Annotated in this window: 20 protein-coding genes; 11 read left to right on the forward strand and 9 right to left on the reverse strand. The window is 67.3% G+C overall.

Annotated elements, in window-relative coordinates:
• Positions 1-251 precede the first annotated feature (251 nt).
• Positions 252-2426, reverse strand: coding sequence for a polyribonucleotide nucleotidyltransferase (gene pnp, locus MLE64_RS09435; RefSeq protein WP_243317489.1), 2175 nt, complete (start codon positions 2424-2426; stop codon positions 252-254).
• Positions 2427-2866: 440 nt separating this feature from the next.
• On the opposite strand from pnp, the gene MLE64_RS09440 reads away from it, so the two are divergent.
• The 5 genes from MLE64_RS09440 (at position 2867) to MLE64_RS09460 (ending at position 8416) form a co-directional block, all read left to right on the forward strand.
• On the forward strand, positions 2867-3850 hold the full coding sequence (locus MLE64_RS09440; RefSeq protein ID WP_243317490.1) for an MraY family glycosyltransferase: 984 nt from the start codon (positions 2867-2869) through the stop codon (positions 3848-3850).
• A gap of 120 nt (positions 3851-3970) precedes the next feature.
• Positions 3971-6766, forward strand: coding sequence for an SLBB domain-containing protein (locus MLE64_RS09445; protein ID WP_243317491.1), 2796 nt, complete (start codon positions 3971-3973; stop codon positions 6764-6766).
• Between the two features lie 58 nt (positions 6767-6824).
• Complete coding sequence (gene queD, locus MLE64_RS09450) at positions 6825-7172, forward strand: 6-carboxytetrahydropterin synthase QueD (protein WP_243295660.1); 348 nt, start codon at positions 6825-6827, stop codon at positions 7170-7172.
• A 1-nt stretch (position 7173) separates the two neighbouring features.
• Positions 7174-7674 carry a hypothetical protein gene (locus tag MLE64_RS09455; RefSeq protein ID WP_243317492.1) on the forward strand — a complete coding sequence of 167 codons (501 nt, stop codon included), beginning with the start codon at positions 7174-7176 and terminating at the stop codon, positions 7672-7674.
• A gap of 61 nt (positions 7675-7735) precedes the next feature.
• On the forward strand, positions 7736-8416 hold the full coding sequence (locus MLE64_RS09460; protein ID WP_243317493.1) for an HAD family hydrolase: 681 nt from the start codon (positions 7736-7738) through the stop codon (positions 8414-8416).
• A 292-nt stretch (positions 8417-8708) separates the two neighbouring features.
• Here MLE64_RS09460 and MLE64_RS09465 read toward each other — a convergent pair whose 3' ends face one another.
• The 8 genes from MLE64_RS09465 to MLE64_RS09500 all read right to left on the reverse strand — a co-directional run bounded on the left by MLE64_RS09465 (position 8709) and on the right by MLE64_RS09500 (position 17187).
• Positions 8709-10331, reverse strand: a complete 1623-nt coding sequence (locus MLE64_RS09465; RefSeq protein ID WP_243317494.1) for a capsule assembly Wzi family protein — start codon at positions 10329-10331, stop codon at positions 8709-8711.
• Positions 10332-10829: 498 nt separating this feature from the next.
• Positions 10830-12356: an Rne/Rng family ribonuclease gene (locus MLE64_RS09470; RefSeq protein WP_243317495.1), complete on the reverse strand. Its 1527-nt coding sequence runs from the start codon at positions 12354-12356 to the stop codon at positions 10830-10832.
• Between the two features lie 435 nt (positions 12357-12791).
• Positions 12792-13190: an aspartate 1-decarboxylase gene (gene panD / locus MLE64_RS09475; RefSeq protein WP_026853130.1), complete on the reverse strand. Its 399-nt coding sequence runs from the start codon at positions 13188-13190 to the stop codon at positions 12792-12794.
• A gap of 93 nt (positions 13191-13283) precedes the next feature.
• On the reverse strand, positions 13284-13844 hold the full coding sequence (locus MLE64_RS09480; RefSeq protein ID WP_243317496.1) for a hypothetical protein: 561 nt from the start codon (positions 13842-13844) through the stop codon (positions 13284-13286).
• A gap of 12 nt (positions 13845-13856) precedes the next feature.
• Entirely contained in the window at positions 13857-14237 is a 381-nt protein-coding gene (locus tag MLE64_RS09485; RefSeq protein ID WP_243317497.1) for a hypothetical protein, read from the reverse strand.
• A gap of 446 nt (positions 14238-14683) precedes the next feature.
• Positions 14684-15565 carry a pantoate--beta-alanine ligase gene (gene panC / locus MLE64_RS09490; RefSeq protein WP_243317498.1) on the reverse strand — a complete coding sequence of 294 codons (882 nt, stop codon included), beginning with the start codon at positions 15563-15565 and terminating at the stop codon, positions 14684-14686.
• 52 nt (positions 15566-15617) lie between these two features.
• Complete coding sequence (gene panB / locus MLE64_RS09495; protein WP_243317499.1) at positions 15618-16481, reverse strand: 3-methyl-2-oxobutanoate hydroxymethyltransferase; 864 nt, start codon at positions 16479-16481, stop codon at positions 15618-15620.
• Between the two features lie 337 nt (positions 16482-16818).
• On the reverse strand, positions 16819-17187 hold the full coding sequence (locus MLE64_RS09500) for a GxxExxY protein (protein ID WP_243317500.1): 369 nt from the start codon (positions 17185-17187) through the stop codon (positions 16819-16821).
• A gap of 554 nt (positions 17188-17741) precedes the next feature.
• On the opposite strand from MLE64_RS09500, the gene MLE64_RS09505 reads away from it, so the two are divergent.
• From MLE64_RS09505 to MLE64_RS09530, 6 genes are read left to right on the forward strand one after another with little or no spacing between them, the layout of a single operon-like run.
• Entirely contained in the window at positions 17742-18893 is a 1152-nt protein-coding gene (locus tag MLE64_RS09505; protein WP_243317501.1) for a polysaccharide biosynthesis/export family protein, read from the forward strand.
• Positions 18894-18896: 3 nt separating this feature from the next.
• Entirely contained in the window at positions 18897-19388 is a 492-nt protein-coding gene (locus MLE64_RS09510) for a low molecular weight protein-tyrosine-phosphatase (RefSeq protein WP_243317502.1), read from the forward strand.
• Entirely contained in the window at positions 19385-21565 is a 2181-nt protein-coding gene (locus tag MLE64_RS09515; RefSeq protein WP_243317503.1) for a polysaccharide biosynthesis tyrosine autokinase, read from the forward strand. The genes MLE64_RS09510 and MLE64_RS09515 overlap by 4 nt, the downstream gene beginning before the upstream one ends.
• The gene (locus MLE64_RS09520) at positions 21562-22749 is read left to right on the forward strand and encodes a glycosyltransferase family 4 protein (RefSeq protein WP_243317504.1); all 1188 of its coding nucleotides are present in this window, start codon (positions 21562-21564) and stop codon (positions 22747-22749) included. The genes MLE64_RS09515 and MLE64_RS09520 overlap by 4 nt, the downstream gene beginning before the upstream one ends.
• The gene (locus MLE64_RS09525) at positions 22742-23533 is read left to right on the forward strand and encodes a glycosyltransferase family 2 protein (protein ID WP_243317505.1); all 792 of its coding nucleotides are present in this window, start codon (positions 22742-22744) and stop codon (positions 23531-23533) included. Before MLE64_RS09520 ends, MLE64_RS09525 begins: the two co-directional genes overlap by 8 nt.
• Positions 23534-23587: 54 nt before the next feature.
• A complete protein-coding gene (locus tag MLE64_RS09530; RefSeq protein WP_243317506.1) occupies positions 23588-24682 on the forward strand; it encodes an EpsG family protein in 1095 nt (364 codons plus the stop codon).
• The last annotated feature ends 1 nt before the right edge of the window (position 24683 follow it).

A 24683-nucleotide genomic window follows, 5' to 3' on the forward strand; every position in this document is an offset into this window, starting at 1 on the left:
ATCTGTGAGGCTTGGCGTCGGTAGTGGTGGTGAGCAGCACAGCAGAGGAACTCGGCCCTTCCCAAGATTGGATGGCTCCGATCGCTATGATCAGACCACTGTATCGGATTCAAGGAGGGGGAACTCAATGGTCAGGGCATATCCGCGCGGGTCATGCCAGGGACCCGGCCAGTAGGCTGGTGGGATGTAGCTGGACGCTCCAAGAGAATAAGGGGGCCAGGTTCTACAACCCGGCCCCCCCCAACCAGGGCCTATCGCCGCGGCCGCGGCCGCCGCTCGCGGCGGGGCTCGTCGCCACCTTCGCTGGCGGGCTCTTCTTCCATGCCCTCGGGCTTGGGGATGAGGGCCTTGCGGCTGAGCTTGATCTTGCCGCTCTTCTCGTCGATGCCGATGCACTTGACCATGACTTCCTGGCCCTCGCTCAGCTCGTCGGCGGGATCCTTCACGCGGTGGTGGGCGATCTCGCTGACATGCAGGAGGCCGTCCAGGCCGGGGAGGATGGTGACGAAGGCGCCGAACTCGACGACCTTAGCCACCTTGCCGAGGTAGGTCTTGCCAACTTCCGCGGTCTGGATGAGGTCGCCGATCATCTTGAGGGCGATGTTCAGCTTCTCGGTGGTGGGGCCGGCGACCTGGCAGAGGCCGTCGTCGTCGATGTTCACCTCGCAGCCGCTCACCTCGATGATGTTGCGGATGGTGGCGCCGCCCTTGCCGATGACGTCGCGGATCTTCTCCTTGGGGAGCTGGATGCTGTGCATCTGGGGGGCGTTGCTGGCGTACTCGGCGCGGGGCATGGCGAGCACCTTGCCCATGGCGTCCAGCAGGTGCAGGCGGCCGGCCTTGGCCTGATCCAGGGCCTTGGTGAGGATCTCGGTGGTGATGCCGCCGATCTTGATGTCCATCTGCAGGGCGGTGATGCCCTTCTCGGTGCCGGCGACCTTGAAGTCCATGTCGCCGTAGTGGTCCTCCTGGCCGGCGATGTCGGACAGCACCACGAACTTGTCGCCGTCGCTGACGAGGCCCATGGCCACGCCCGCCACGGGGGCCTTGAGCTTGATGCCGGCATCCATCAGGGCCAGCGTGCCGCCGCAGATGGTGGCCATGGAGGACGAGCCGTTGCTCTCGGTGATATCACTCACCACGCGCACGGTGTAGGGGTTCTCCTCGGCGGGAGGCAGCACGGCGAAGATGGAGCGCTCCGCCAGCATGCCGTGGCCGATCTCGCGGCGGCCGGGCCCACGGTTGGGCTTGCACTCGCCCACGCTGTAGCCGGGGAAGTTGTAGTGGAGGTAGAACTTCTTCTTGTACTCCTCCTCCAGCCCGTCGATGATCTGGATGTTGTTGATGGTGCCCAGCGTGGCGGTGACGAGCGCCTGGGTTTCGCCGCGGGTGAAGAGGCAGCTGCCGTGGGCGGAGGGGAGGACGCCGACCTCGATGTTGAGGGGGCGGATCTGGTCGAACTTGCGGCCGTCCAGGCGCACGCCCTGCTTGAGGATGGCGTTGCGGAAGAGGGTCTCCTTCAGCTCGTCGAAGCACGCGACCACGTCCTTCTTCAGTTCGGGCTTGTCGGCCGTGAACTGGGCCACGGCCTCCTTCTTCAGGACGTCGATGGCCTTGTAGCTCTCGATCTTCACCTTCATGGTCAGCGCCGCGAAGAGCTTCTCGGCGAAGGCGGCGGCGACTTCCTTGTACACGGCTTCGTTGCGCTCGGCCTTGACGGCGGCGACCTTGGGCTTGCCCACCTTGGCCTGCAGATCCTTCTGCAGCTTCACGAGGGTCTTGATCTGGTCGTGGCCGAAGGCCAGGGCCTTCACCATGTCGGCTTCCAGCACTTCCTTGGCGCCGCACTCCACCATCACCAGGGCGTCGGCGGTGCCGGCCACCAGCAGGTCGATGTCGCTCTCGGCGCGTTGGTCCACGGTGGGGTTCACCACCAGCTGGCCGTTCACGCGGCCCACGCGGACGCCGCCCACGGGGTTCACGAAGGGGATCTCGCTGATGATGAGGGCCGCGGAGGCGCCCACCATGGCCAGAGTCTCGGGGGCGTGCTGGCCGTCGTAGCTGAGCACCTGGGCGGTGATCATCGTGTCGCCGTTGTAGCCCTCTTCGAACAGGGGTCGCAGGGGACGGTCGATGAGGCGGGAGGTCAGCGTCTCCTTGGTGGTGGGGCGGCCCTCGCGCTTGAACCAGCCGCCGGGGATCTTGCCGGCCGCCAGCACGGGCTCGCGGTAGTCCACGGTCAGCGGGAAGAAGTCGATGCCTTCGCGGGGGGTGCCGTAGCACACGGCCACGAGGACCATGGTGTCGCCCTGGCGGACGATGACGGCGCCGTGGGCCTGCTTGGCGATGCGGCCGGTCTCGAGGCTGATGGGCGTGCCGCCCAAGTCGACCGAGACGGTCGTGGGATTGAACTTGAGTGCGTTCATGCGGTCTCCGGGCCGTGCGGCCCTTTGGTGGCTCCCCCTGAGCCCGGGCACCGGCCGGGGCTCCAGCGATCGCTCCATGAAACCCGTCCGCCGGGGGCTTTGGTTGGCCTGGGGAGGTGGGCTTCCTGCAGAGGTCGCCGCCGAAGGGGAGCAGGTGGAAATCGGCAGGATCAGCATAGCAGATCCCCCGGAATAGGCCTCCTGGCCTCACATCGTGGGAGAAAGGTTACCGGTTGTATCTTGCAAAACGTCGAATGTGATGCAATTATTGCACCCTAGCGATTTTATAAACCCTGGCCCGAGCAGCGACCTCTCTTTCCTCTGAACCTCTTGTTGCCGAGGACGTCGTGGCATCTCCCTGGACTCAACCTGCGATCGGATTCGCCCTTGGGCTCGCGCTCTCCGGGGCGCTGATCCGTTGGGTGGGGCCGCTCGGATGGATGGACCTCCCGGACGCCGCCCGGAAGAAGCATGGGCGGCCCACGCCGCGGACAGGGGGCCTGGTGCTATGGCTGCTTCTTATGGCAGCCCATGCCACGGGCCAGTGGCGCTTCCATCTGAATGTCGCCGACTGGGCGGGTGTGTACGCCATGGCCTTCATCGGCATGCTGGATGATCGCTTCGACCTCCGTCCGCGGTACAAGGCCATGGCGGGTTTCGGTGTGGCGCTGATGCTGGCGTTCCATGTGGCCGGGACGATTGGGCGGCAGCTGGAAGAGGTGTCCTTCCTGGACTTCACCTTGTCCAGCCACCCCGCTGTGCTCGTGCCCCTGCTCACCCTGTGGTTCTGGGCCCTGCCCCAAGCCTACAACCTCATCGATGGCATCAACGGCCTGGCCATGGGGTTTGCCGCCCTGGCGTTGGGCGTGCTGGGTTGGAACCTCGGGGCCCAGTCCGGCCTCTTCTGGGGGGGGCTGGGGGCAGTCCTGGTCCTGAATTTCCCGAAGGCCCGGCACTTCCTGGGCGACTGCGGGGCTCTCATGCTGGGCACCCTCTTCGCCATCCTCGGGGTGGAGGCCTTCGCGCTGAGGAATCCCAACCTGCTGCTGTGGGTCTTCGCCTATCCCACCGTGGATGTCCTGCTAGTGGTGGGCATCCGGGCCTGGAAGGGGCTTCCCCTCGGCGGAGCCGATCGCAGCCACCTGCACCACTGGATGATGGATCGGATGAACGGGCGCTCCTGGTTCGCCACGCCTACCCTGCTGACCATCGCCGCCCTGCCCATGCTGCACGCCACGAATCTCCCGGGACACGAGGCCATGTCGCGAACGGGCCTGGCGATCCTGGCGATCCTGGCCCTCAAGGCCTTCAAGGACCGCGTGACGGCAAAGGACCGGCCCGCGACGGCCCAGGTTCGGCGGGAGATCCCCTTCATGGTGTCCGGCAACGTCCGCGAAGTCTCCGGATCCCACACGAGGCTTTGACCGATCTGCGCCCCTCCAGAGGCCGAGGTCTGCCAAGGGTCGGGCATACTGGATCATCATGCCTTCTGCTCCACCGGTGGGACGGATCCCTCCGGAATCCACACCGATAGGACTGTCCTGATGCGCGTCTCGATTCCTCGCACCATCCTGGCCCTGGCGGTCGCCACCACCCTTTCCGCCCAGCTGCCCCAGGGCCTGGATCTGCAGGCCCTGAAGCAGGCGGCCTCGGCCCAGGGCGCGGGCGGCGCGGCGGATTCCGTGCCCGCCAGGTCCACGGCCCTTCCAGCCACGTCGACCACGCCGGAAGAGGCTGCGCGCCAGCTGGATGCCGACGAGAAGCTCGACCGCGAGATCCAGGCCCTCAAGCACCGGGAGAAGGGGCCCCGCCGCTTCGCGGCGGATCTGTTCGACGTGCGCCAGCGCGGCTCTGCGGCCACGGAAGGCGGCATCGCCGAGGACTATGTGCTGGGCACCGGTGACCGCCTCAACCTCAATGTCTTTGGCAGCGCCACCTTCGACCTGCCCGTGCAGGTGGATGGCCGCGGCGAGATCGTCATCCCCAAGGTGGGCACGGCCAAGGTGGGCGGGCTCACGCTGGGCCGTGCCAAGCAGGTGGTGCAGGGCGTGGTGGGCCGCAACTTCTCGCGCTCCTCCGTGGATCTGCAGGTGATCAAGCTCCGTGAGGTGCGGGTCTTCGTGCTGGGCGAGGTCTACAAGCCCGGCAGCTACCTGGTGTCGAGCCTCAGCTCCCTCGTCAACGTGCTCAGCCTGGCAGGCGGCCCCACGGCCGTGGGCAGCTACCGCGACATCCGGGTGATGCGCGGGGGCCAGAAGGTGGCGGGCCTGGACCTCTACCCCCTGCGGGCCGAGGGTCTGGGGAATCCCAATGTGGCGCTCCAGAACGGCGACACCGTCTTCGTGCCCCTGGCCCAGAACCAGGTGCTGTTGGAAGGGGCTTTCCAGCGCGTGGCTTCGGCGCCGGTGGACCTCGCGAAGAAGGGGGAGCAGCCCCAGGCCGAAGACCTGGACCTGGACCCTCTCAAGGATCAGCGGAAGCGGATCCAGCGGGAAATCAAGGCCATCGAGGCCCAGCTGTCCCCGACCGCGGCCGCCCAGGAGACGGAAGCGTCTCTGGCTGAAGGGGCGGCCCTCAAAGAAGGCGCTGGTCAGCAGGCCGTGCCGAGGGCACCCCAGGTTCCCGTGGTCCTCAGCCTCACGGAACGGTCCAATCTGGAAGACCGCCTCTTCTTCCTGAAGCGGCAGATGGTGGCGCTGAAGGAACCCCCGGCTGGGGACCATCGGGTGCGGATCAACCCCGAGACCGAGCAACCGGTGCTCCGCTCCGAGGCCGATGAGAACCTGCCCTCCTGGCTCCGCCGGTGGGAGTCGACGGGCCGGGCCCCCCGGATGCAGTTCGAACTTCGCGATGGCGAGACCGCCGCGGACGCACTCCGGTTCGCCGGTGGGTTCGCGCCCGAGGCCGGGCCTGGCACCCTGACCCTGCGCCGCCGCGAGGCCTCCGGCACCTTGAGTGGCCGGGATGTGCCCCTCCCGTCGGCGGGGCAAGTGGCCCTCCAGCGGGGGGATGTCCTGTCCGCCCTCCCGCAGCGGGAGCGCACGGGCCCCGTGATCCAGATCGCCGGCTGGGCCCGGGTTCCCGGATTCTTCGCCCGCACCGAAGGGCTGAGGATCGGTGATCTGCTGCGCAAGGACGCGCAGGTGCTGCCGGACACCTATCGGGCCCGCGGCGAGGTGGTGCGCACCGCCGTGGATGGCACCACCCGCTTCCTGACCTTCGACGTGGACAAGGCCCTCGCCGGGGATGCCACTCACAACCTATTGCTGGAGGACCGGGACCGGATCGAGCTGTTCCGCCTGGAGGACCTGCGGCTGCCCCTGCTGGTCACGGTGCTCGGCCCCGTCGCCCGCCCCGGAACCTACGCATTCCATGAGGGCATGCGGGCTTCGGACCTCATCTTCCGCGCCGGGGTGCCGGCCAAATCCGCGGACCGGCTGGTGGCGGAACTGGCCCGCAGCAAGCAGGGACGGCCCAGCGAGGTGATCCGTCTGGATCTGGCGAAGCTGCTTTCCACGGAAACCGGCAGTCCCATCGCCCTGCTGGACGATGCGGTGAACCCCCGGATCGAGGCCGACGATCAGTTGAGCCTCTTCGAGAAGCCCGACTACAAGGTGCATCGGGCCGTGCGCATCACGGGCCAGGTGGTCCGCCCCGGGACGTACACCCTGGATTCGCCTCATCCCCGGCTGTCCGAGGTGATCAAGCGGGCCGGCGGACTCACGGCGGATGCGATGCCCCAGGCGGGCATCTTCCTGCGGCGCATGAGCACCCAGGACGCCTCGCTCCAGCGGGCGGCCGAGGAATCCGGTCTCGCGGGGAAGGACCCCACGGCCAAGGGCATCAACGAGATCCTGGAGCGCCTGAACGAGACCAAGCGTCAGCCAGCCACCGGACAGCTGCTGAAGAACCCCCTCCTGCATGGCCTGCTGGCCGGAAGCCTGAACCGGATGGTGGTGGACTTCGGCGGGGCCTTGAAGGGCGATGGCCTGTCGGACGTGGAACTCCAGGACGGGGACGAGATCATCATCCCCCGGGCCTCCGAGGCCGCCTATGTGGTGGGCGAGACCGCCAGTCCCTTCGCCACCTACAAGGTGCGGAAGGGCATGAAGGTGTCCGATCTGCTGAAGCTTGCCGGGGGCACCACGCGGAATGCGGACACCTCGAACATCCGGCTGCTCAAGGCGGATGGCCGCATCCTGGATTCCTGGATCGAGGGGAAGGCCGTGGAGCCTGGCGACACGGTCCTGGTGCCCCAGCGGTTCCGCCGCGACACCAGCTGGCAGGAGAACCTCCAGGCGCTGACGCCGCTGGCCCTGATCCTGAACGCGGTCAAGTAGCCGGCCGCTGCTAGAATGAAGGGCCCCGCGACTGCGGGGCCTTTTCTTCGTGAGTGCCATGATCCTGCGCAAAGAGTACTGGTTCGAAGCGGCCCATTTCATCTACAACCACCCCGGCAAGTGCCGCAACCTGCACGGCCACAGCTACAAGCTGTTCGTGTCGCTGGAAGGCCAGGTGAACCCCGAGACGGGCATGATCATCGACTTCGACGACCTCTCGAAGGTGGTGACCGAGAAGGTCATCGCAAAGCTGGACCACCGCTTCCTCAACGACCTGATCCCCCTGTCCACGGCCGAGAACATCTCGGTGTGGATCTGGGAGCAGCTCAAGCCGGCCTTGCCGCAGCTCTGCCAGATCGAGGTGTACGAGACCACCGACAACTGCGTGATCTACCGCGGAGCCTGACATGAAGCGCGCCCTCGCCCTCTCGGCCCTCGTGCTCCTCGCCGGCTGCGACGCCATCAACCCGGCCCTGCGCTACCAGGAGGCTGCCCGCCAGCTCCACTTCTCGCTGGACCGCGTGGAACCCCAGGTGGAGCTGGCCCTTCCCCTGGAGCAGTCGCGGCTGCGGCTGCGCCTGGACGTGGGCGTGGACAACGCGTCGGACATGCGCCTCCGCACCCGGCGCGTGAGCGGGAACCTGCGGCTGGCGGCCCAGGGCGGGGACCATGCCCTGGGCGCCATCGGCTTCCCGGAGGGCATGGACCTGGCCCCGAAGGGCCGGAGCACCCTGCACGCCGAGGTGGTGATGACCTACGCGGACCTCAAGAATGCCTGGGGGCCGATCACGGCCGCCGCCGTGCGCCACGAGTCCGCCACCTGGAGCCTGGCCGGCGAGGCCCGCTTCGAGGTGATGGGCATCGAGTTCGGCGTGCCGTTCACCACCCGGAAGACCACCGGCCGATGACCCACCCGGTGAACCATCCGCTGAACCACTCGATGATCCGCCCGATGATCCACGGACCCGCATGATCCGCGCCGTCGTCTTCGACCTCTGGAACACGCTGGTCTTCAGTCCGGCGGGCAGCCCGTTCCAGCGGCTGAAGGGCCTGCTGCGGCCCGAGCAGGAGCACCTGCACGCCGCCCTCATGCGGGATGGGATGATCCGCCCCTACGCGTCCGTGGAGGCCTTCCTGGAGGCTTGGCGCGAGCCGGCGGGCCTCGACCCGGACCAGATGGAGGCCATGGCCCAGGCCTTCCGCGAGGCGGGGGACCAGGCGGAGTGCTTTCCCGGCGCGCCGGAAGTGGTGGCCTCGGTCCGCGACCTGGCTCGGGTGGCGCTGCTCTCCAACACCCAGAGCTTCGGCCTGGAGCTGCTGGACCGCCTGGGCATCTCCGAGCGCATCCGCCTGCAACACCGAAGCGCGGACCTGGGCGCCCTCAAGCCCGAGGCCGCGGCCTACGAGGCCGTGCAGCGGCGGCTGGGGCTCTTCCCGGGCAACCTCGCCATGGTGGGCGACAGCTGGACCGACGATGTGGAGGGCGCCCTGGCGGCGGGCTGGACGGCCATCTGGGTGAACCGAGAGGCCAAGCCGCGGCCCCACCACGATCCCGACGCCCCCCTCTACGAAGTGCGCAGCCTGGACCGCGTGCCCGAACTCATCGAGAACCTCCAGCTGGGGATGCGCTGCCCGACGTGTCTGGGATAGCCTTCAGCTCGAAGCAGAAACGTTTTTCGCCACCGATTTCGCCGATTTCAGTGATGAAAAGCGATTCCCTGTCCCAGCGCAGCATGGGCTCAAGGGGGTGCGAGGGCCGCGCCCTTTTGGGGAGCGCGGCCCTCGCATCCCCTTTGACTTCCGGCAACGCCGGAAGCGGCCTCTGGCCGGCCCATGCGGCAAACATCCGAGGCGTCATCAGCGCCATCGGTGAAATCGGTGGCTAAAAATCCTTTCGCCGAGAGCCGTCGAACCTTGTAGCCTCGGCCGTTGCCGGGGGGTGTCAGCGCCTCGGCCAGGTCCAGCCCAGATCGATGAACCACCGGAAGCCGGTGCGTGCGTCGCCCTTCACGTTGAGGTAGGCGTTCTGGCGCTGGGTGCTGACCCCGGCCTGGACGCGCAGCACCGGGTCCGGCCGCCACACCACGACCTGCTGGAGGCCCAGGAACCGGTTGCGAACTGGCATGGCACCGGGGTGGTCCAGGAGCCAGTCGGCTAGGCCGTCCTGATAAGGTCGATCCGTTCCGTAAATGGATTCCCGGAAGGGGCGGTCGCCCCCGAGCAGCCAGGTCCTCGTCGCCCATCGGGGCGTCCAGTCGATCTCGGCGCGCAGGGTGACTGTCCGCGCCTCGCCGGCGGTGGCATTGCCCAGCGGGTCCCCTTCTTGATAGAAGCCGGACAGGTAGGTGTCCTGCTCGAAGGTACGGTGGTTTGTAAGACCTGGGTTGTCAGGGTTCAGCAGGCTGTTGGCCGTGTCGAGGTACTCTACGCCGAGCCGGACCCTGCCCCAATTGACCAGGAGTCCCACCGCATCGTTGGGAACGGCAGGGCTGGGGAGGACATAGCGGGATCGCTGGTTCCAGGGCCTGAACGGCGCCTGGGTCAGGCTGATCCAGTCGTTGCGGAGGTCCTTGCGAAAGGCCGTGCCTGGTCGATGGATCAGCCACTGCATCCGGGTGTTCACGGCCTTCGAGCCGCGGGATACGTAGAAGCGCACGTCCTCGGCTTCGAACAGGCGCTCGAGGATATTCAGGCGGATCCGAACGCCGACATCGGAGGTAGAGGCGCTCTTGACGCGGCCCGTGCTCAGGAACGAGGAAGAGCCATTCAGGCCAACCCCCCCCTCGGCATAGGAGTCCTTCAAGCCGAAGAACGAGGCGATCCAATGGCGGGCCTGGTACCCCTCGGTGAGGGACCTCCCCTGGACGCTGCCGCCGAACAGGTTGATGTAGTTGATGTACAGCTCGGTGCTCTCGCCGAGCTGGGACTCCAGTCGGAGGCCGGACAGGAAGGGGCGCTGCGGATCCCCCATGTCGGCGATGGCGCGCTGCCGGTACGAGGGATCCTGGCTGCTCTCCCCGATCACCTTGTGGCCTTCCACCTGGCCCAGGAAGATCTGCCCCTTCCAGGTGCCGAGCGGCACGCCAAACACGCGGATGTCCGTGAACGGGCTTTCCACCCGGAACCTGGGGAAGGGCCGTGCGGCCTCGCCCAGCACATAGCCGCCATTGAGCCCGTAGCCCCACACCAGGGGCTCCTGTTCGAGCGCGGTGCGCCATCCGCCCGCGGAGGCGTAGGCGATGTGGAAGCGCTGGACGATGATCCGGGACTGGCCCTCGGCATCCCGCCAGGCGTTGATCTGCCCCGCCAGGTCCCAGCGGGCTCCGCTCCATCCGGCCTCCAGGTGCGTGCCCTGGCCGGTGAGGGCGTTCCCGAGGCCAAGGCTGTCCACGAAGGTGGCCGGCGCGCTGTGCTTGTCCCCGGCCCAGACGCCTCCCCCGTACCAGGCGCCCTGCCGGCCGGCACCCAGGGGTTCCTGGCGGGACCAGCCGGGCGGCATCTGGGCCGCCAGCGGCAAGCCGGCCAATAGGCAGGACAGGTTCAGCGCCAGTCGATCGTATCTCACTCGGGAATCCATGGTTGGTGGCGCCCGGGAAGTCGAAGGCCTGGCCGCCCGCAGGCGGAGTTCCGGCTCCGCATCCGCCAGTCTATACGGGATTCCCGGGTCATCAGACATGGAAGATCGAGGTGGGGCGATGTGGAAGGGGCGCCCCGCCAGCCGTGGGTTCTGAAAGCCAAAGGATTTTTTCGCCACCGATTCCAGTGATTTCAGTGATGAAAAAAGGACTCTCTGCCACAGCGCAGCATGGGCTCCATGGGGGGGGGGGGGGGGGGGGGGGGGGGGGGGGGGGGGGGGGGGGGGGCGGGGGGGGGGCGGGGGGGGCCCGCGGCGGGGGGGGGGCCCGGGGGGGGGGGGGGGCCCCCCCCCCCCCCCCCCCCCCATGACTTCCGGCAAAGCCGGAAGCGGCCTCTGGCCGGCCCATGCGGAACCCATCCGAGTTCCAATCAGCGCAATCAGCGAAATCGGTGGCCAAAAAGCTTTTGGTTGGGCCCCAGACCCGGATCAGGCAGTAGCGCTGTCCTGGCCGGGCAGCTGCACGTCCATCATGACGGAGTGCCGCGGGGTGTCCGGGCGCTCGATCCACTGCACGCGCGCGCCGAGGAGGCGGGCCAGCTGCAGCAGGCCTTCGCGGGCCTCCTGGTGCAGGGCACCGGACAGATCCGGATGCAGGGTCAGGCGCACGTCCGCCCCGCGCAGGCGCTCGCCCAGGCGCACCAGCTCGCGGTAGGCCTTGAGCAGCGAGGTCTCGGGGCTCTGGTGGCGGCCCGTGCCGTTGCAGGCGGGGCATGGCTGGGTCAGCTGCCGCTCCAGCGAGGGGCCCGTGCGCTTGCGCGTGAGCTCCACCAGACCGAACTCGGAGATGCCGCCGGCCCGGGCGTGGTTGCGGTCGCGCTTCAGCTCCTCCTGGAGCCGCGCCAGCACCTCCTCGCGATGGACCGGATCCACCATGTCGATGAAGTCGATGACCACGATGCCACCCAGGTTGCGCAGTCGCAGCTGGCGCACGATCTCGGGGATGGCCTCCAGGTTCGTGAGGTAGACCGTCTCCTCCAGATCCTTCTTGCCCACGAACTTGCCCGTGTTCACATCCACGCTGACCAGGGCTTCGGTCTGGTTCAGCACGATGGAGCCGCCGTGCTTGAGGAAGACCTTGGGCTGGCGGGCCGCCTCGATCTCCGACTCGATGCCGAAGGCCTCGAAGATGGGCAGGTCCGAGGTGAAGTGCTTCACCCGGTTCGCCCACTCGGGGTGCAGCTTCTCCACGAAGGCCAGCACCTCGCGGTGGGCCTCGGGGTCGTCCACCCAGAAGCTGGCCACTTCTTCGCGGAAGATGTCGCGCAGCACCTTCTGCAGCAGGCGCAGGTCGTGCCAGACCAGGCCCGGCGCGGGCACGGTCTCGGCCTTGGCCTGGATCTCCTGCCACATCTGGCGCAGGAAGGCGACGTCGCCCACCAGGTCCTCGTCCTTCTCGCCGATGGCGGCCGTGCGGACGATGAAGCCCTCGCCGGGCTGGGCGTGGCTTCGGATCAGCTCACGCAGGCGCTCGCGCTCCTCGGGATCCGTGATCTTGCGGGAGATGCCGATGTGGTCGATGCCCGGCATGAAGACCAGGAAGCGGCCGGGGAAGCTCAGGTGGCGGGACAGCCGGGGCCCCTTGGAGCCGATGGGATCCTTCACCACCTGCACCAGGGTCTCCTCGCCCTCCTTGAGCGGGGGCAGGGGCGGCGGCGGGGGCGGCAGATCCTCGGCGGCCTCCTCGCCATCCTCCTCGGCGGACAGGTCGGCGCCCAGGCGCTGGGCCATGGGGTCATCCAGGTAGAGGAAGCCGTCCTTGGCGCCCCCGATGCCCACGAAGGCACTCTGCATGCCGGGCAGCAGCTTGGCCACGCGGCCCTTGTACACATCCCCCACCTGGCTCTTGTTCATCGTCCGCTCGAGGAACAGCTCGCAGAGCTGGCCGTTCTCAAGCAGGGCGATGCGCGTCTCCAGGGGGGTCGAATTGACCACCAGGGACTTGCGGACTTCCATGGAACCAACCTTTCAGAATCGTGCAGGAGGTCGCCATGCCCCGACTGCGGGCCCCAGGGCCGTGCCAGGCCGAAGGGTAGGTCATTTCTACCATGACCCTAGGATGCCGCGCCAACGGTCGAAGGTTCCGGAGTTGGTGTTCATTCCTTGAGGAGGGAGAAGCGGGGACAGGATTGACAGGATTAAAAGATGGATTAACAGGATTTAATAAATTATTAGCCACCGATTTCGCCGATGGCGCTGATTGGGCCTCGGATGGGTTCCGCGTGGGCCCGCCGCAGGCGGCTTCCGGCTTTGCCGGAAGTCATGGGGGGTGGCAGGGCCGCGCTTCCAAAATGGCGCGGCCTTGCCACCCCCCATGAGCCCATGCTGCGCTGGAGCCGGGAATCGCATTTAAATCACTGAAATCGGCGAAATCGGTGGCGAATAGGCTTTTCAGTCCGTGAAGGCGCTGGTGCAGAGGGGGGTGCGCTCCTGGCGGCGGCGCTCGGTGATGCGGTTGCGCTCGTCCACGAAGACCACCTTGGGCGCCACGGTCTCGGCCTCCTCGGCGGTCATCCAGCCGTAGGCGGCGATGATCACCAGGTCGCCCTTCTGCACCAGGTGGGCGGCGGCCCCGTTGATGCCCACCTCGCCGGATCCCGGGATCCCCGGGATCACATAGGTGGACAGGCGCGACCCGTTGGTCACGTCGTAGATGTCGATCTTCTCGTTCTCCATGAAGCCGGCGGCCTCGATGAGCAACGGATCGAGCGTGATCGATCCCACGTAGTCCAGATCGGCCCTCGTCACGGTGGCGCGATGGATCTTACCGAGCAGGAAGTGACGCAGCATGCATCCTCCGGTCCAGGCTCTCAAGGGAGTCCCGGCCAACGCATAAGGATGGACCCAGGTGTACCCCGGGTCCATCCTCGATTTTTGCCCAGTCTAGTTGAACAGCACCACGTGCAAGTCCACGCCCAGCCGGGGCGGGGCCACCGGGGGCGGGGCTACGGGCAGGCGGAAGGCCCCTTCCAGGTCCAGACGGGCCCGGGGGTCGCGGATCTGGCGCAGCACCCAGCGGCCTTCGAGGAAGACGTAGCAGCGGGAGGGATCGCCGGGCACCAGGGCCACGTAGCGCCGGTCGTCGCCGGGACGCCAGTAGCCGTCCATCCAGCCGGGGGCCCGGTAGCGGCGCGGCCGGTCGCGGTCGCGGTCGTGGTCGCGATCATCGTCATCGTAGCGGTGGCGCTCGTACTTGCGCGCCTCCTTGTCCCGCTCCTTCCAGTACTTGCGCTCGGCCTTGTCGCGTTCCTTCCAGTACTTCTGGTCCTCGCGGTCATCCCGGCGATCATCCCTGCGGTCATCACGGCGGTCGTCGCGGCGATCGTCATGCCGTTCCTCCCGTTCGCCGCGCCAGCCCCGGTGGTCGTCAGGCCGGGCCGTGGCGGGTGGAGCAGTCAGGGAAACGGCCGCCAGGAGGGCGGCGCTCATCAAGTGGCGAAACATGGATTCTCCTCGCTAGTTGAACAGGGCGACGTGGAGGTCCACGCCCACCCGGGGCAGGGGCACCGGGGGAGGCGCGGCGGGCATGCGGAGGACATCACGCACCTCGGCCTGGAGGCCCACATTGAAGCCCTTGCGCAGCTCCCAGCGGCCATCGATCAGGAAATAGGCCCGGTCGGTGTAGCGGGGATCCACGGCAATGTAGGGCCGCTCGGGCAACCGGGAGCCGAACTTCTTGGCCAGGCCCGGGGGCATGCCGCCCTTCTTGGCCAGGCCCGGAGGCACGCCATCGCGGCCGCGGGCGTGCCCTGGCGGGCCGTCATCCCCGCCTCGGCCATGGCCGCGCCCCTGGGGCATGGCGATGAGAGCCGCGGAAATCAGGATCGGGACGAGCATGGAACCTCCCGGAATGCGTCTCCGGACAGTCACCCGGAGGACGCCGCCATTCTAACCCCCGGCCCTAGTGAGGGCCTCCATCCATGGGAGGAGGCGCGGATAGTCCGAAGGGTGAGGCTCTTTCTGTGAAATGCTGTTTTCGCCACCGATTTCGCTGATTCCAGTGATTAAAAGCGATTCCCGGCTCCAGCGCAGCATGGGCTCCATGGGGGGGGGGGGGGGGGGGGGGGGGGGGTGGGGGGGGGGGGCCCGGGGCCGCCCCGGCGCAGGGACGGCGGCCCGCGGCGCCAGGGCCGCGATCTTTTGGGGGCTCGCGGCCCTGGCGCCCCCCATGACTTCCGGCGAAGCCGGAGGCGGCCTCCGGCCGGCCCATGCGGAACCCATCCGAGCCCCAATCAGCGCCATCGGCGAAATCGGTGGCTAAAACGCTTTTCGCCGGAACCCGCTCAGGCGCCCTGGCCGCCACCGGTTCCCGTCCCGTGTACGGAAGGGGTCAGGAGGACGTTGTCGATGAGGCGGGTGCTGCCCAGGTAGGCGGCGACGCAGAGGGCGGCGGAGCGGTCCACAGGGGCCTGCAGGGGCTCCAGGGTCTGGGCATCCACCAGCTCCAGGTACTGGATGGAGTCCGCTCCGGTCATGAGGGCCCGGGCGGTCCCCAGCAGCTTCGCCGGCTCCCGCTCCCCCTCATCGAAGGCGGCCTTCGCCGCCAGCAGACCCTGGCTGAGGGTCAGGGCGCGCTTCCGCCCGTCCTCGTCCAGGTAGGTATTGCGGCTGCTCAGGGCCAGGCCATCCGCCTCGCGCACCGTGGGCACCACCACCACGTCCACGGTGAGGTTCAGGTCCCGGGCCATGCGGCGGATCACCGCCGTCTGCTGGAAGTCCTTCTGGCCGAAGAACGCCAGGTCCGGCTGCACGATGTTGAAGAGCTTCGCCACCACCGTGGCCACGCCCCGGAAGTGGCCGGGGCGGTAGCGGCCGCAGAGGGTGTCGGCCAGGTGGCCGGGCTCCACATGGGTCTGGAAGCCCGTGGGGTAGATCTCGGCGACCTCCGGCATGAACAGCACCGTGGCCCCGGTTTCCAGGCAGAGGTTCTGGTCCCGCTCCAGGTCCCGGGGATAGCTGGCCAGGTCCTCGCCGGGGCCGAACTGCGTCGGGTTCACGAAGATGGACACCACCGTGGCGTCGCAGCGGGCGGCGCTCTGGCGGATGAGGGCCCCGTGGCCCTCGTGCAGGAATCCCATGGTGGGGACGAAGCCGATGCGCTTGCCCTCGTCCCGCAAGGGTCTCAGGAGGGCACGGAGATCAGCAATGGAACGGACGACTCGCATGGACAAAAGCGGGATCCTTCAGAAAGCGCCTGTCAGTTTACCAAGGGCGCGATCAGGGGTGCCACTGGGTCAGAACCGGACGAACGGCTTCTGGAAGCGTATAGGATTCCCGGTCGTCGGGGAACCCTCCGGAGCGGACATCCTCGGCCCAGAGGGCCAGGGCGTCTCGCAGGTCTTGGAATCCTTCGGCATAGCGGCGCACGAATTTCGGCGAGGTGCCCGGCAGGAGGCCCAGCACATCGTGGAAGACCAGCACCTGGCCCGAGCACCGGGGGCCGGCCCCGATGCCGATGGTGGGAATCTCCAGGGTTTCCGTCACCCGGGCCGCCAGGTCCGCGGGGATGCCCTCCAGCACCAGGCTGAAGCAGCCCGCGTCCTGCAGCTTCTGGGCGTCCTCCAGCAGGCGGATGGCGTCGCCCTTGTGCTTGCCCTGCACCTTGAAGCCGCCCATGGGGTTCACGCTCTGAGGCGTGAGGCCCAGGTGCCCCATGACGGGGATCTCCGCGTCGATGAGGGCGTGGATCATGGGCAGGCGCTTGGCCCCGCCCTCGAGCTTCACCGCCTGAGCCCCGCGCTGGAGAAAGCCTCCCGCGTTGCGGAGGGTGTCTTCCACGCTGAGGTGGAAGCTCAGGTAGGGCATGTCCGCCACCAGCATGGCCGTGGGCTGGGTGCGGGCCACGGCCTCCAGGTGGTGGTTCATCATGGCCATGCTGACGGGCAGGGTGTTCTCGAAGCCCAGGCACACGTTCCCCACGCTGTCGCCCACGAGGATCAGGTCCACGCCCGCCGCATCGGCGATGCGGGCGGTCGCGGCATCGTAGGCCGTGACCATCACGAGCTTCCGTCCCGCGTGGTGCCAGGCGTGCAGCTGGGGAAGGGTGACGCGGGTGCGCGCGTCCGCGGGCAGGTGGCTCATGGGGGTCTCCGCTGGAAGGTCGAAGCCGTGGGCCTCCATGTAACCACCAAAAACCGGAACAGGATGAACAGGTTTCCCGGGGAGGCAGAGGCACATCCAGCGCAAAGCATTTTTCGCCACCGATTTCGCTGATTCCAGTGATTTAAAAGCGATTCTCTTCCCCAGCGCAGCATGGGCTCCATGGGGGGCGCCAGGGCCGCGATCTTTCGGGGGCTCGCGGCCCTGGCGCCCCCCATGACTTCCGGCAACGCCGGAAGCGGCCTGCGGCCGGCCCATGCGGGACTCATCCGAGGCCCCATCAGCGCCATCGGCGAAATCGGTGGCTAAAAAGGATTTCTCAGCCCCCGTGAACCAGTCTCCGGACCTGAAGGCTCGGGCCGAAGTTCAGGAGCAGGCACACAGGCTTTCCGCTGGCCTTGAGGTAGTTGAGGCTCTGGGCCATGTGGGCGTCCAGGATGCCCGCGACCGCTTTCAGTTCCACAAGAACTCGGCCCTCCACGAGCAGGTCCACCTGGAACTCACCCACCAGCGCGCCGTCGTAATGAACCTCCAGGCCATGCTGCTGGATCACCTCAAGTCCCGCCTTGCGCAGCTCGTGGGCCAGGGCATTCTCGTAGACCTTCTCCAGGAAGCCGTGGCCGAGGGTGTTGGCCACCTTGAAGGCGCAGCCGATGATCCGCTCCGTCAGAGGATCGTGCTCCTGCATCGTCTGTCTCCATGTCGGGAAGGGAGAGACAGCTTAGCCCGGGGGGTCGGCAAATCCGACACCAAAGAAAAAGATGTTTTTCGCCACCGATTTCGCTGATTTCAGTGATTTAAAAGCGATATCCGGCTACAGCGCAGCGTGGGCTCCATGGGGCGCGCCAGGGCCGCGATCTTTTGGGGGCTCGCGGTCCTGGCGCCCCCCATGACTTCCGGCGAAGCCGGAAGCGGCCTCTGGCCGGCCCATGCGGGACCCATCCGAGGCCCAATCAGCGCCATCGGCGAAATCGGTGGCAAAAAAGGCCTTTCGCCGGAGGCCGCACTTGGCCAGTCCACACGGAACGCATCCGAGACGCAATCACCGTTACTGGCGAAACCGATGGCAAAAAACCACTTTCACCGGGGCTCACCCCTTTCTGCCCGGGCGCGAAAGCTCGATCCGGGCGGTCTGTGCCTCTTGTCACTTAGTCTCGAATTGTGAATCCCCGGCCACGAATGAGACGATATGAGGCTCTGTTGAAACTGGCCTCCAGCTCGTACCTGACCGATAGGAATGGAATGTCTGAGATTCTCCCGATCCACCCGTCCTCTATGCCGGGTGCCCCGGCCCTCTGCCGGCGCCTCCCGGTCCTGGCCGTCCTGGGCCTGACCCTCCTGCTGGGCGCCTGCCGGGCCCCGGGCATGAAGTTCAACGAGCGCGCCTTCGAGCGGGAGACCCGCACCCGGGTGAACGGCCAGGACGTCACCCTGCATCCCCTGAACCCCGAGACCCTCAAGACTTACGGGGCCCGCCCGGCCTCCACGGAGGTCAAGGAGCTGCTGGCCGCCAAGGTCGAGCCCTACCGCATCGGCCCCCAGGACATCCTCATGGTCACCGTCTGGGACCACCCCGAGCTGACCCTGCCCCTGGGCCAGTACCGCACCGATGCCGCCACCGGCATGGTGGTGGACGAGGACGGCTTCCTCTTCTACCCCTACATCGGCCGCGTGAAGGTGGCGGGCCTCACGGTGGTGGAGGCCCGCGCTCTCCTCACCGCCAAGCTCGATGACGTGCTCCAGCGGCCCCAGGTGAACGTGCAAGTCATCGCCTACCGGTCTCAAAGGGTCTTCATCAGCGGAGAGGTGCGCAACCCAGCCGTCTACAACGTCACCGACATCCCCTTCACTCTGGCGGAGGCCGTCAACCGTGCCGGCGGCTTTCTGCCCACGGCGGACCAGAGCCACGTCCTGGTCTCCCGCGGGGATCGGACCTGGTCCCTCGACTTCCTCCAGCTCATGACCCGGGGCAACCGCATCGGTCAGATCCTGCTTCGGGACGGTGACTCCGTGCATGTCCAGAGCCGGGACGAGGAACCCGTCTACCTCCTGGGCGAGCTGCGCAACCCCCGCTCGGTGCCGACCTACCACGGCAAGCTGTCCCTGGCCCAGGCCATCTCCGATGCCGGCGGCATCAACACCACCACCGCCGAGGCCCGGTCCATCTACGTGTTCCGGCGCGGCCAGGCCGAGAACGCCGTGGACGTGTTCCACCTGGACGCCTACAACCCCGTGGCCATGGTGCTGGCCGACCGCTTTGCCCTCCAGCCCCGGGACCTGGTCTACGTGGACGCCGGCCCCCTGGTGCGCTGGAACCGCGTCGTGAGCCTCATCGTGCCCACGGTCTCCGCCCTCACCTCCACCGCCTCCGAAGTCAAGTACCTCAGCCAGTAGCCCATGCCCCTCGCCATCCGCCGCATCCTCGTCCTGTGCGAGGGCAACCACTGCCGCAGCCCCCTGGCGGAAGCCCTGCTGCGGAAGGCCCTCGACCCCGGCATCGAGGTGCGCTCCGCCGGGCTGGGGGCCCTGGTGGCCCAGCCCGCCCACGAGGAGACCCGGCGCCTGGCCGCGGAGCTGGGCCTCGACCTCGAGGCCCACCGGGGACGCCAGGTCAGTCCCGAGCTGATCCGGGACTCGGACCTGGTCCTGGTGATGGACCGGGCCCAGAAGGAAGCCTGCGAGGCCCTGACCCCCCACGCCCGGGGCCGGGTCTTCCTGCTGGGGCACTGGCTGTCCTCCGAGGGTGAAGGAACAGATGCCGGGAAGACCGGCGGCCAGGAGATCGCCGACCCCATCCAGGGCGGCCCCGAGGCCCACCGCCTCGCCTGCGAACACATCCAGGGCGCCATCCAGACCTGGCTCCCCCGACTTGCCCCAAGGAACCCATGAGCGCCACCGAACCATCCTCCCGTCCCGCCGCCCAGGACCTCCGTGGCCCCGGAGGCGGGGACGAGGTCTCCCTGGGCGAGCTCATCGCCAACCTGTGGGAGGGCCGCCACCTCATCCTGGGCGCCACCCTGCTGGCCCTGCTGCTGGGCGGCTACTACGCCTGGCGCAAGAGCCCCGTCTACCAGGTGGACGCCCTGCTCCAGGTGGAGGACAAGAAGGGCGGCAAGGGCGGCCCGGGCATGGAGGCCCTGTCCAGCCTGCTGGACCAGCCCACCGTGGCCCAGGCCGAGATCGAGATCCTCAAGAGCAACCTGGTGCTGGGCCGCACGGTGGAGGCCTTGGCCCTCGACACCGTGGCCCAGCCCACCTTCAACCCCCTGGTGGGCGATGCCCTGGTGCGCCGCCGCCCCGATGCCCCCAGCCTGCGCATCGAGCGCTTCGAGGTGCCTGCTCCCTTGATGGGCGCGGCCTTCCGCCTTGTCGCCGGGGAGAACGGTGCCTTCCGCTGGGAGGATCCCGATGGCCGGGCGCTGGCCACGGGCCACGAAGGTGAGGAACTCAAGGCGGCTTGGCAGGGCCAGCCCCTGGTCCTTCAGGTGCGCCGCCTGGTGGCCCCCCCGGGCCAACGCTTCAGCCTCACCCGCCAGCCCATCCTCGATGCCATCGAAGCCCTCCGCCAGGGCCTGCAGGTGGCCGAGAAGGGCAAGCAGACCAACATCCTGGGTCTCAGCTTCGAGCACCGCAGCCCCATCCGCGGGGCCGAAATCCTCAACGAGATCGTGGCCCAGTACGTGCGGCAGAACATCGAGCGCAAGGCCGAGGAGGCCTCCAAGACCCTGGCCTTCCTGCAGGAGCAGCTGCCCCAGCTCAAGGCCAAGCTGGAGGCCGCCGAGAACCAGCTGAACCAGTACCGCATGCAGGCCGGCTCCGTGGACCTGCCCGAGGAGGCCAAGCTGGTGCTCAAGCAGAGCGTGGACCTGGAAGGCCAGATTCTGGCGCTCAAGCAGAAGAAGGACGAGGTGCTCCGCACCTACAAGGAGCGCTCGGACGTGGTGGCCACCCTGGACCAGCAGATCGCCAAGCTGAGCGGCGAAGCCCGCCAGCTCGACGGCAAGGTGCGGGCCCTCCCCCGCACCCAGCAGGAGCTGGTGCGCCTCATGCGCGATGTCCAGGTGGACACGGACATGTACACCGCCCTGCTCAACAACGCCCAGCAGCTGCAGGTAGCCAGGGCCGGCGAGATCGGCAACGCCCGCATCGTGGACCACGCCCTGCCGAGCCTGCGGCCTGTCAGGCCTAATCGCGGCCAGATTCTCGGCCTCTGCGCCATCCTGGGTCTGGCTGTCGGCATCGGTCTGGCCATCCTCCGACGCCTGCTCCATCAAGGGGTGGAGGATCCCAGGGTGATCGAGGCCAGCTTGGGGCTTCCGGTGATCGTCACCATCCCCCACAGCGACCGACAGGCGCAACTATTCAAGGACATCCAGAACCAACAGGGGGAGGGGCTTCTTCTGGCCACGTCCACCCCTGAGGATCAGGCGATCGAGAGCTTGCGCAGCCTGCGCACCAGCCTGCACTTCACCATGCTGGACGCGCCCAATCAGGCGATCATGATCGCCGGTCCCTCACCCTCCATTGGCAAGTCCTTCGTCAGCAGCAATTTTGCTGCGGTGCTCGCCCAGGGCGGCAAGCGGGTGCTGCTGGTGGATGCGGATATGAGGCGGGGCGGGTTGCACCTCTATTTCGGCATCCCCAGGCGCGATCGTGGCCTCTCCGAGGTGCTCGCCGGTGCGATGAACTGGCGGGAGGCCATCCACTCGGTGCAGGGGCTGGATGTTCTCACCACAGGCGCCATCCCCCCCAATCCGGCAGAGCTGCTCATGTCCGATCGGTTCAGCAGTCTGGTGAAGGAGGCCTGCGCCGCCTACGACCACGTGATCATCGACGCCCCCCCCGTCATGGCCGTCACCGATGCCGCCGTGATCGGCACCCGTGTCGGAGCGGTCCTGCTCCTCGCCAAGGCCGGCCAGCATCCCCTCGAGGAGATCCGAGCCGCGGCCCAGCGCCTTGAAGTCGGGGGTCTGCGCCTGCGGGGCTGCATCCTCAATGACGTGCCAGAGCGGAAAGGCGGCTATCGCTACCACCGATACGCCTACCACTACAGCTACTCGAAATGAACACGACGCCGATCCCTCGTTCCTCGTGGCGCATCTGCTTTGTCACGACCCTCTATGTCACCTTGGACACCTTCGTCCGGCAACAGGCCGAGACTCTGGTGAAAGCCGGTTGGGAGGTTACTTGGGTCTCCGCACCCAGGACGGGGAATCAACCTGCTCCGCCTGCCGGGGTGCGCCATGTGCCCCTGCCCATTGTCCGCGGGTCTTCAGCCCTTGGAACCATCAGGGGTTTCTTGGCTTTGTTCAGATTGTTCCGCCGGGAACGCTTCGACCTCGTGCAGTACTCCACTCCGAACGCCGCCTTCTGCGCTTCCCTGGCGGCGCGTCTCGCCGGTCAGCCACGGCGCTTATACGCCCAGTGGGGGCTTCGTTATGTGGGATTTTCCGGCCTGACGCGCTCGTTTTTCAAGGCGGTGGAACGCTTCGTCTGTGCCTGTTCCACCTTGGTGCAACCCGACAGCGCTAGCAATCTGGCCTTTGCCATCGACGAAGGCCTGTACCCACCTTCCAAGGGCCGCGTCATCGGCCATGGAAGCGCCTGCGGGGTGAACCTCGGGCGGTTTGATGCGGACCAGCGAGAATCCTGGCGCGCGGTCCACCGCCAGGAGGCGGGGTTGGACGAGGGTCATGTGGTCATCGGATTTGTCGGGGCCGTATGCCGGGACAAAGGCTGTAATGAACTGCTCTTCGCAGCCCAGCAGTTGCTCTCGGATCATCCCGAGGCTCGCCTGATGCTTGTCGGCCCCTGTGATTTTCTCAAGACCTTGGATCCCGCGCTCCTGGCCTGGGCCCAGGCCTCCAATCAGGTGATCTGGGTGCCTCCCACTCGGTGGGTCCCGGAGTACTTGGCTTGCATGGATGTCTTCGCGTTCCCCAGCTACCGGGAAGGATTCGGCATGGCGGTCGTCGAGGCGGAGGCCATGGGGCTGCCCGTCGTGGTCACCGACATTCCTGGGCCCCTGGATGCCATGGTGGACGGAATCACCGGGCTCGTCGTGCCGGTGAAGGATGGGCCTGCCCTTGCTTCGGCTCTGCGGCGCCTGTTAGTTGATCCCTCCTTGCGGGCCCGCTTGGGAGCCGGTGGCCGGGAGCTGGTGGCCAAGCGGTTCGAGCAGACCTGGTTCATGGAACAAGTCCGGGCGGACAAAGCCAGGATGGTTCAGGAAGGGGCGCTTCATGCCTAGGGTGTCCATTCTCACCGGGATCTATCAGTGCGAGGCCACCCTGGTGGAGGCTCTGGAATCCATCCTGGCCCAGACCTTTACGGACTGGGAGATGATCCTCTGCGACGATGGGTCCACCGACCGGTCACCCGAGATCGCCCAATCCTTCGTGGACCGTGATTCCCGCTTCGTGCTGATTCGGAACCCCCGGAATCTGGGCTTGGCGGCTGCGCTCAACCTGGCCTTTCAGCACGCCAAGGGGGAGTACCTGGCGCGCATGGATGGCGACGACCGTTCCCGGCCTGACCGGCTGGCCATCCAGGTGGCGTATCTGGATGCGCATCCCAGCTGCGCCGTAGTGAGTGGCGCCATGGCGTCCTTTGATGAGAAGGGGTTCTGGGGCACCATCCGGCCGAGGCAGCAGGATCCTTCTCTCGAAAGCCTGGCTTGGAGCACGCCATTCACCCATGCCCCCTGCATGATGCGTCGGGAAGTGCTGGCGCGGGTTGGCGGCTACCGGACCGATGTGGGCCGAGTGGAGGATTACGACCTATGGGTGCGGGTCTACGCTGCGGGATTCAAGGGCCACAACCTGGACCAAGTGCTTTACGAGGTGCGGGAGGACCGTGCCACCAATCGCCGCCGGGACTATCGCCGCCGGGTGGATGAGGCTCGGGTGGCCTGGCGGGCCTGCCGAATGCTCGGGCTGTCATGGCGGGGCCATATCGGAGCGTTGCGCCCTCTTCTGGTGGGTCTGCTGCCCACAGCCATCTATGAAACCCTGAGGAAGCGCCGGCATGCCTGAATCCCCGGTCCGGTCCACCCGCCGGCCGGGGCCCTCGGCTGAGGGAGCCTGCGTGTGATTCCACTTCCCCTCTACACCCCCATCTTCTACCACGCCGTGTTGGCGCTGGTGCTGGGAACGGCCTTGGTCTATCTGATGTCGCCGTTCGGCGCACCCTCCCGTGCCGTGGGGGTGGTTCTGACCTGGGGCCTGGCCTTGGCGGTGATCCTCTACATGGGCCTGCGTCCCATCAGCGGGCGGTACTTCGTGGACATGGGCACCTACGCCTTCGACTTCAAGCGGCTCCAGGGGCCCGGAGCCCCACCGGTGATGTATGGCGCTGGCGAGTGGGCCTTCGCGGGCTTCATGAAGGCCTCGGCAGCGGCCATGTCGGCCGAAACCTGGTTCCTGCTCTGCGCAGCCCTGTACGTGGGAGTCATCGCCTGGGCCGTCTGGCGGGTGCATGGCCCCCGAGCCGCCTACCCGACCCTGCTCATGGCCGTGTCCTCGTTTTCCTTCTGGGCCTATGGCACCAATGGCATCCGCAACGGGCTGGCGACCTCCCTGGTGCTGCTGGGCATGGCATTCCGGGATCGCAAGATTCCCATGGCCCTGATCTTTATCCTGGCCATCGGCACCCATGCGTCAGCGATCCTGCCCATCGCCGTCTTCCTTCTGACCTTCGTCTACGCCAACCCAATGGCCTATTTGGGGGGGTACCTCTTTGCAGTGCTGCTATCCCTGACCATGGGGGGCTGGTGGGAGCAGGCCTTCGCAGCTTCGGGTCTGATGGGGGATGGGCGGTTCTCCGGCTACCTGGTGGACCAGTCCAACGCCCAGGCTTTCAGCGCCACGGGGTTCCGCTGGGACTTCCTGGCCTACAGCCTCTGGCCCATCGCCATGGGAGGCTGGCAGATCTTCCGCAATAGGTTCACAGACCGCTTCTACCTCCAGCTCTTCAACACCTACGTCGCCGCGAACGCCTTCTGGGTTCTGGTGATCCGGGCGAGTTTCTCGAATCGCTTTGCTTACCTGTCGTGGTTCCTGATGTCCTGGGTGATGGTCTATCCCCTGCTGGCAGATGCCGCGTCGAGGGGACGCAACCGTGCCTTGGCAGGGGTCCTCTTGGCCTATTTCGGGTTCACCTACCTGATGTTCCTGAAGGGATGAT

Origin of the sequence: Geothrix paludis (assembly GCF_022808815.1) — a bacterium.
Classification (GTDB): Bacteria; Acidobacteriota; Holophagae; order Holophagales; family Holophagaceae; genus Geothrix; species Geothrix paludis.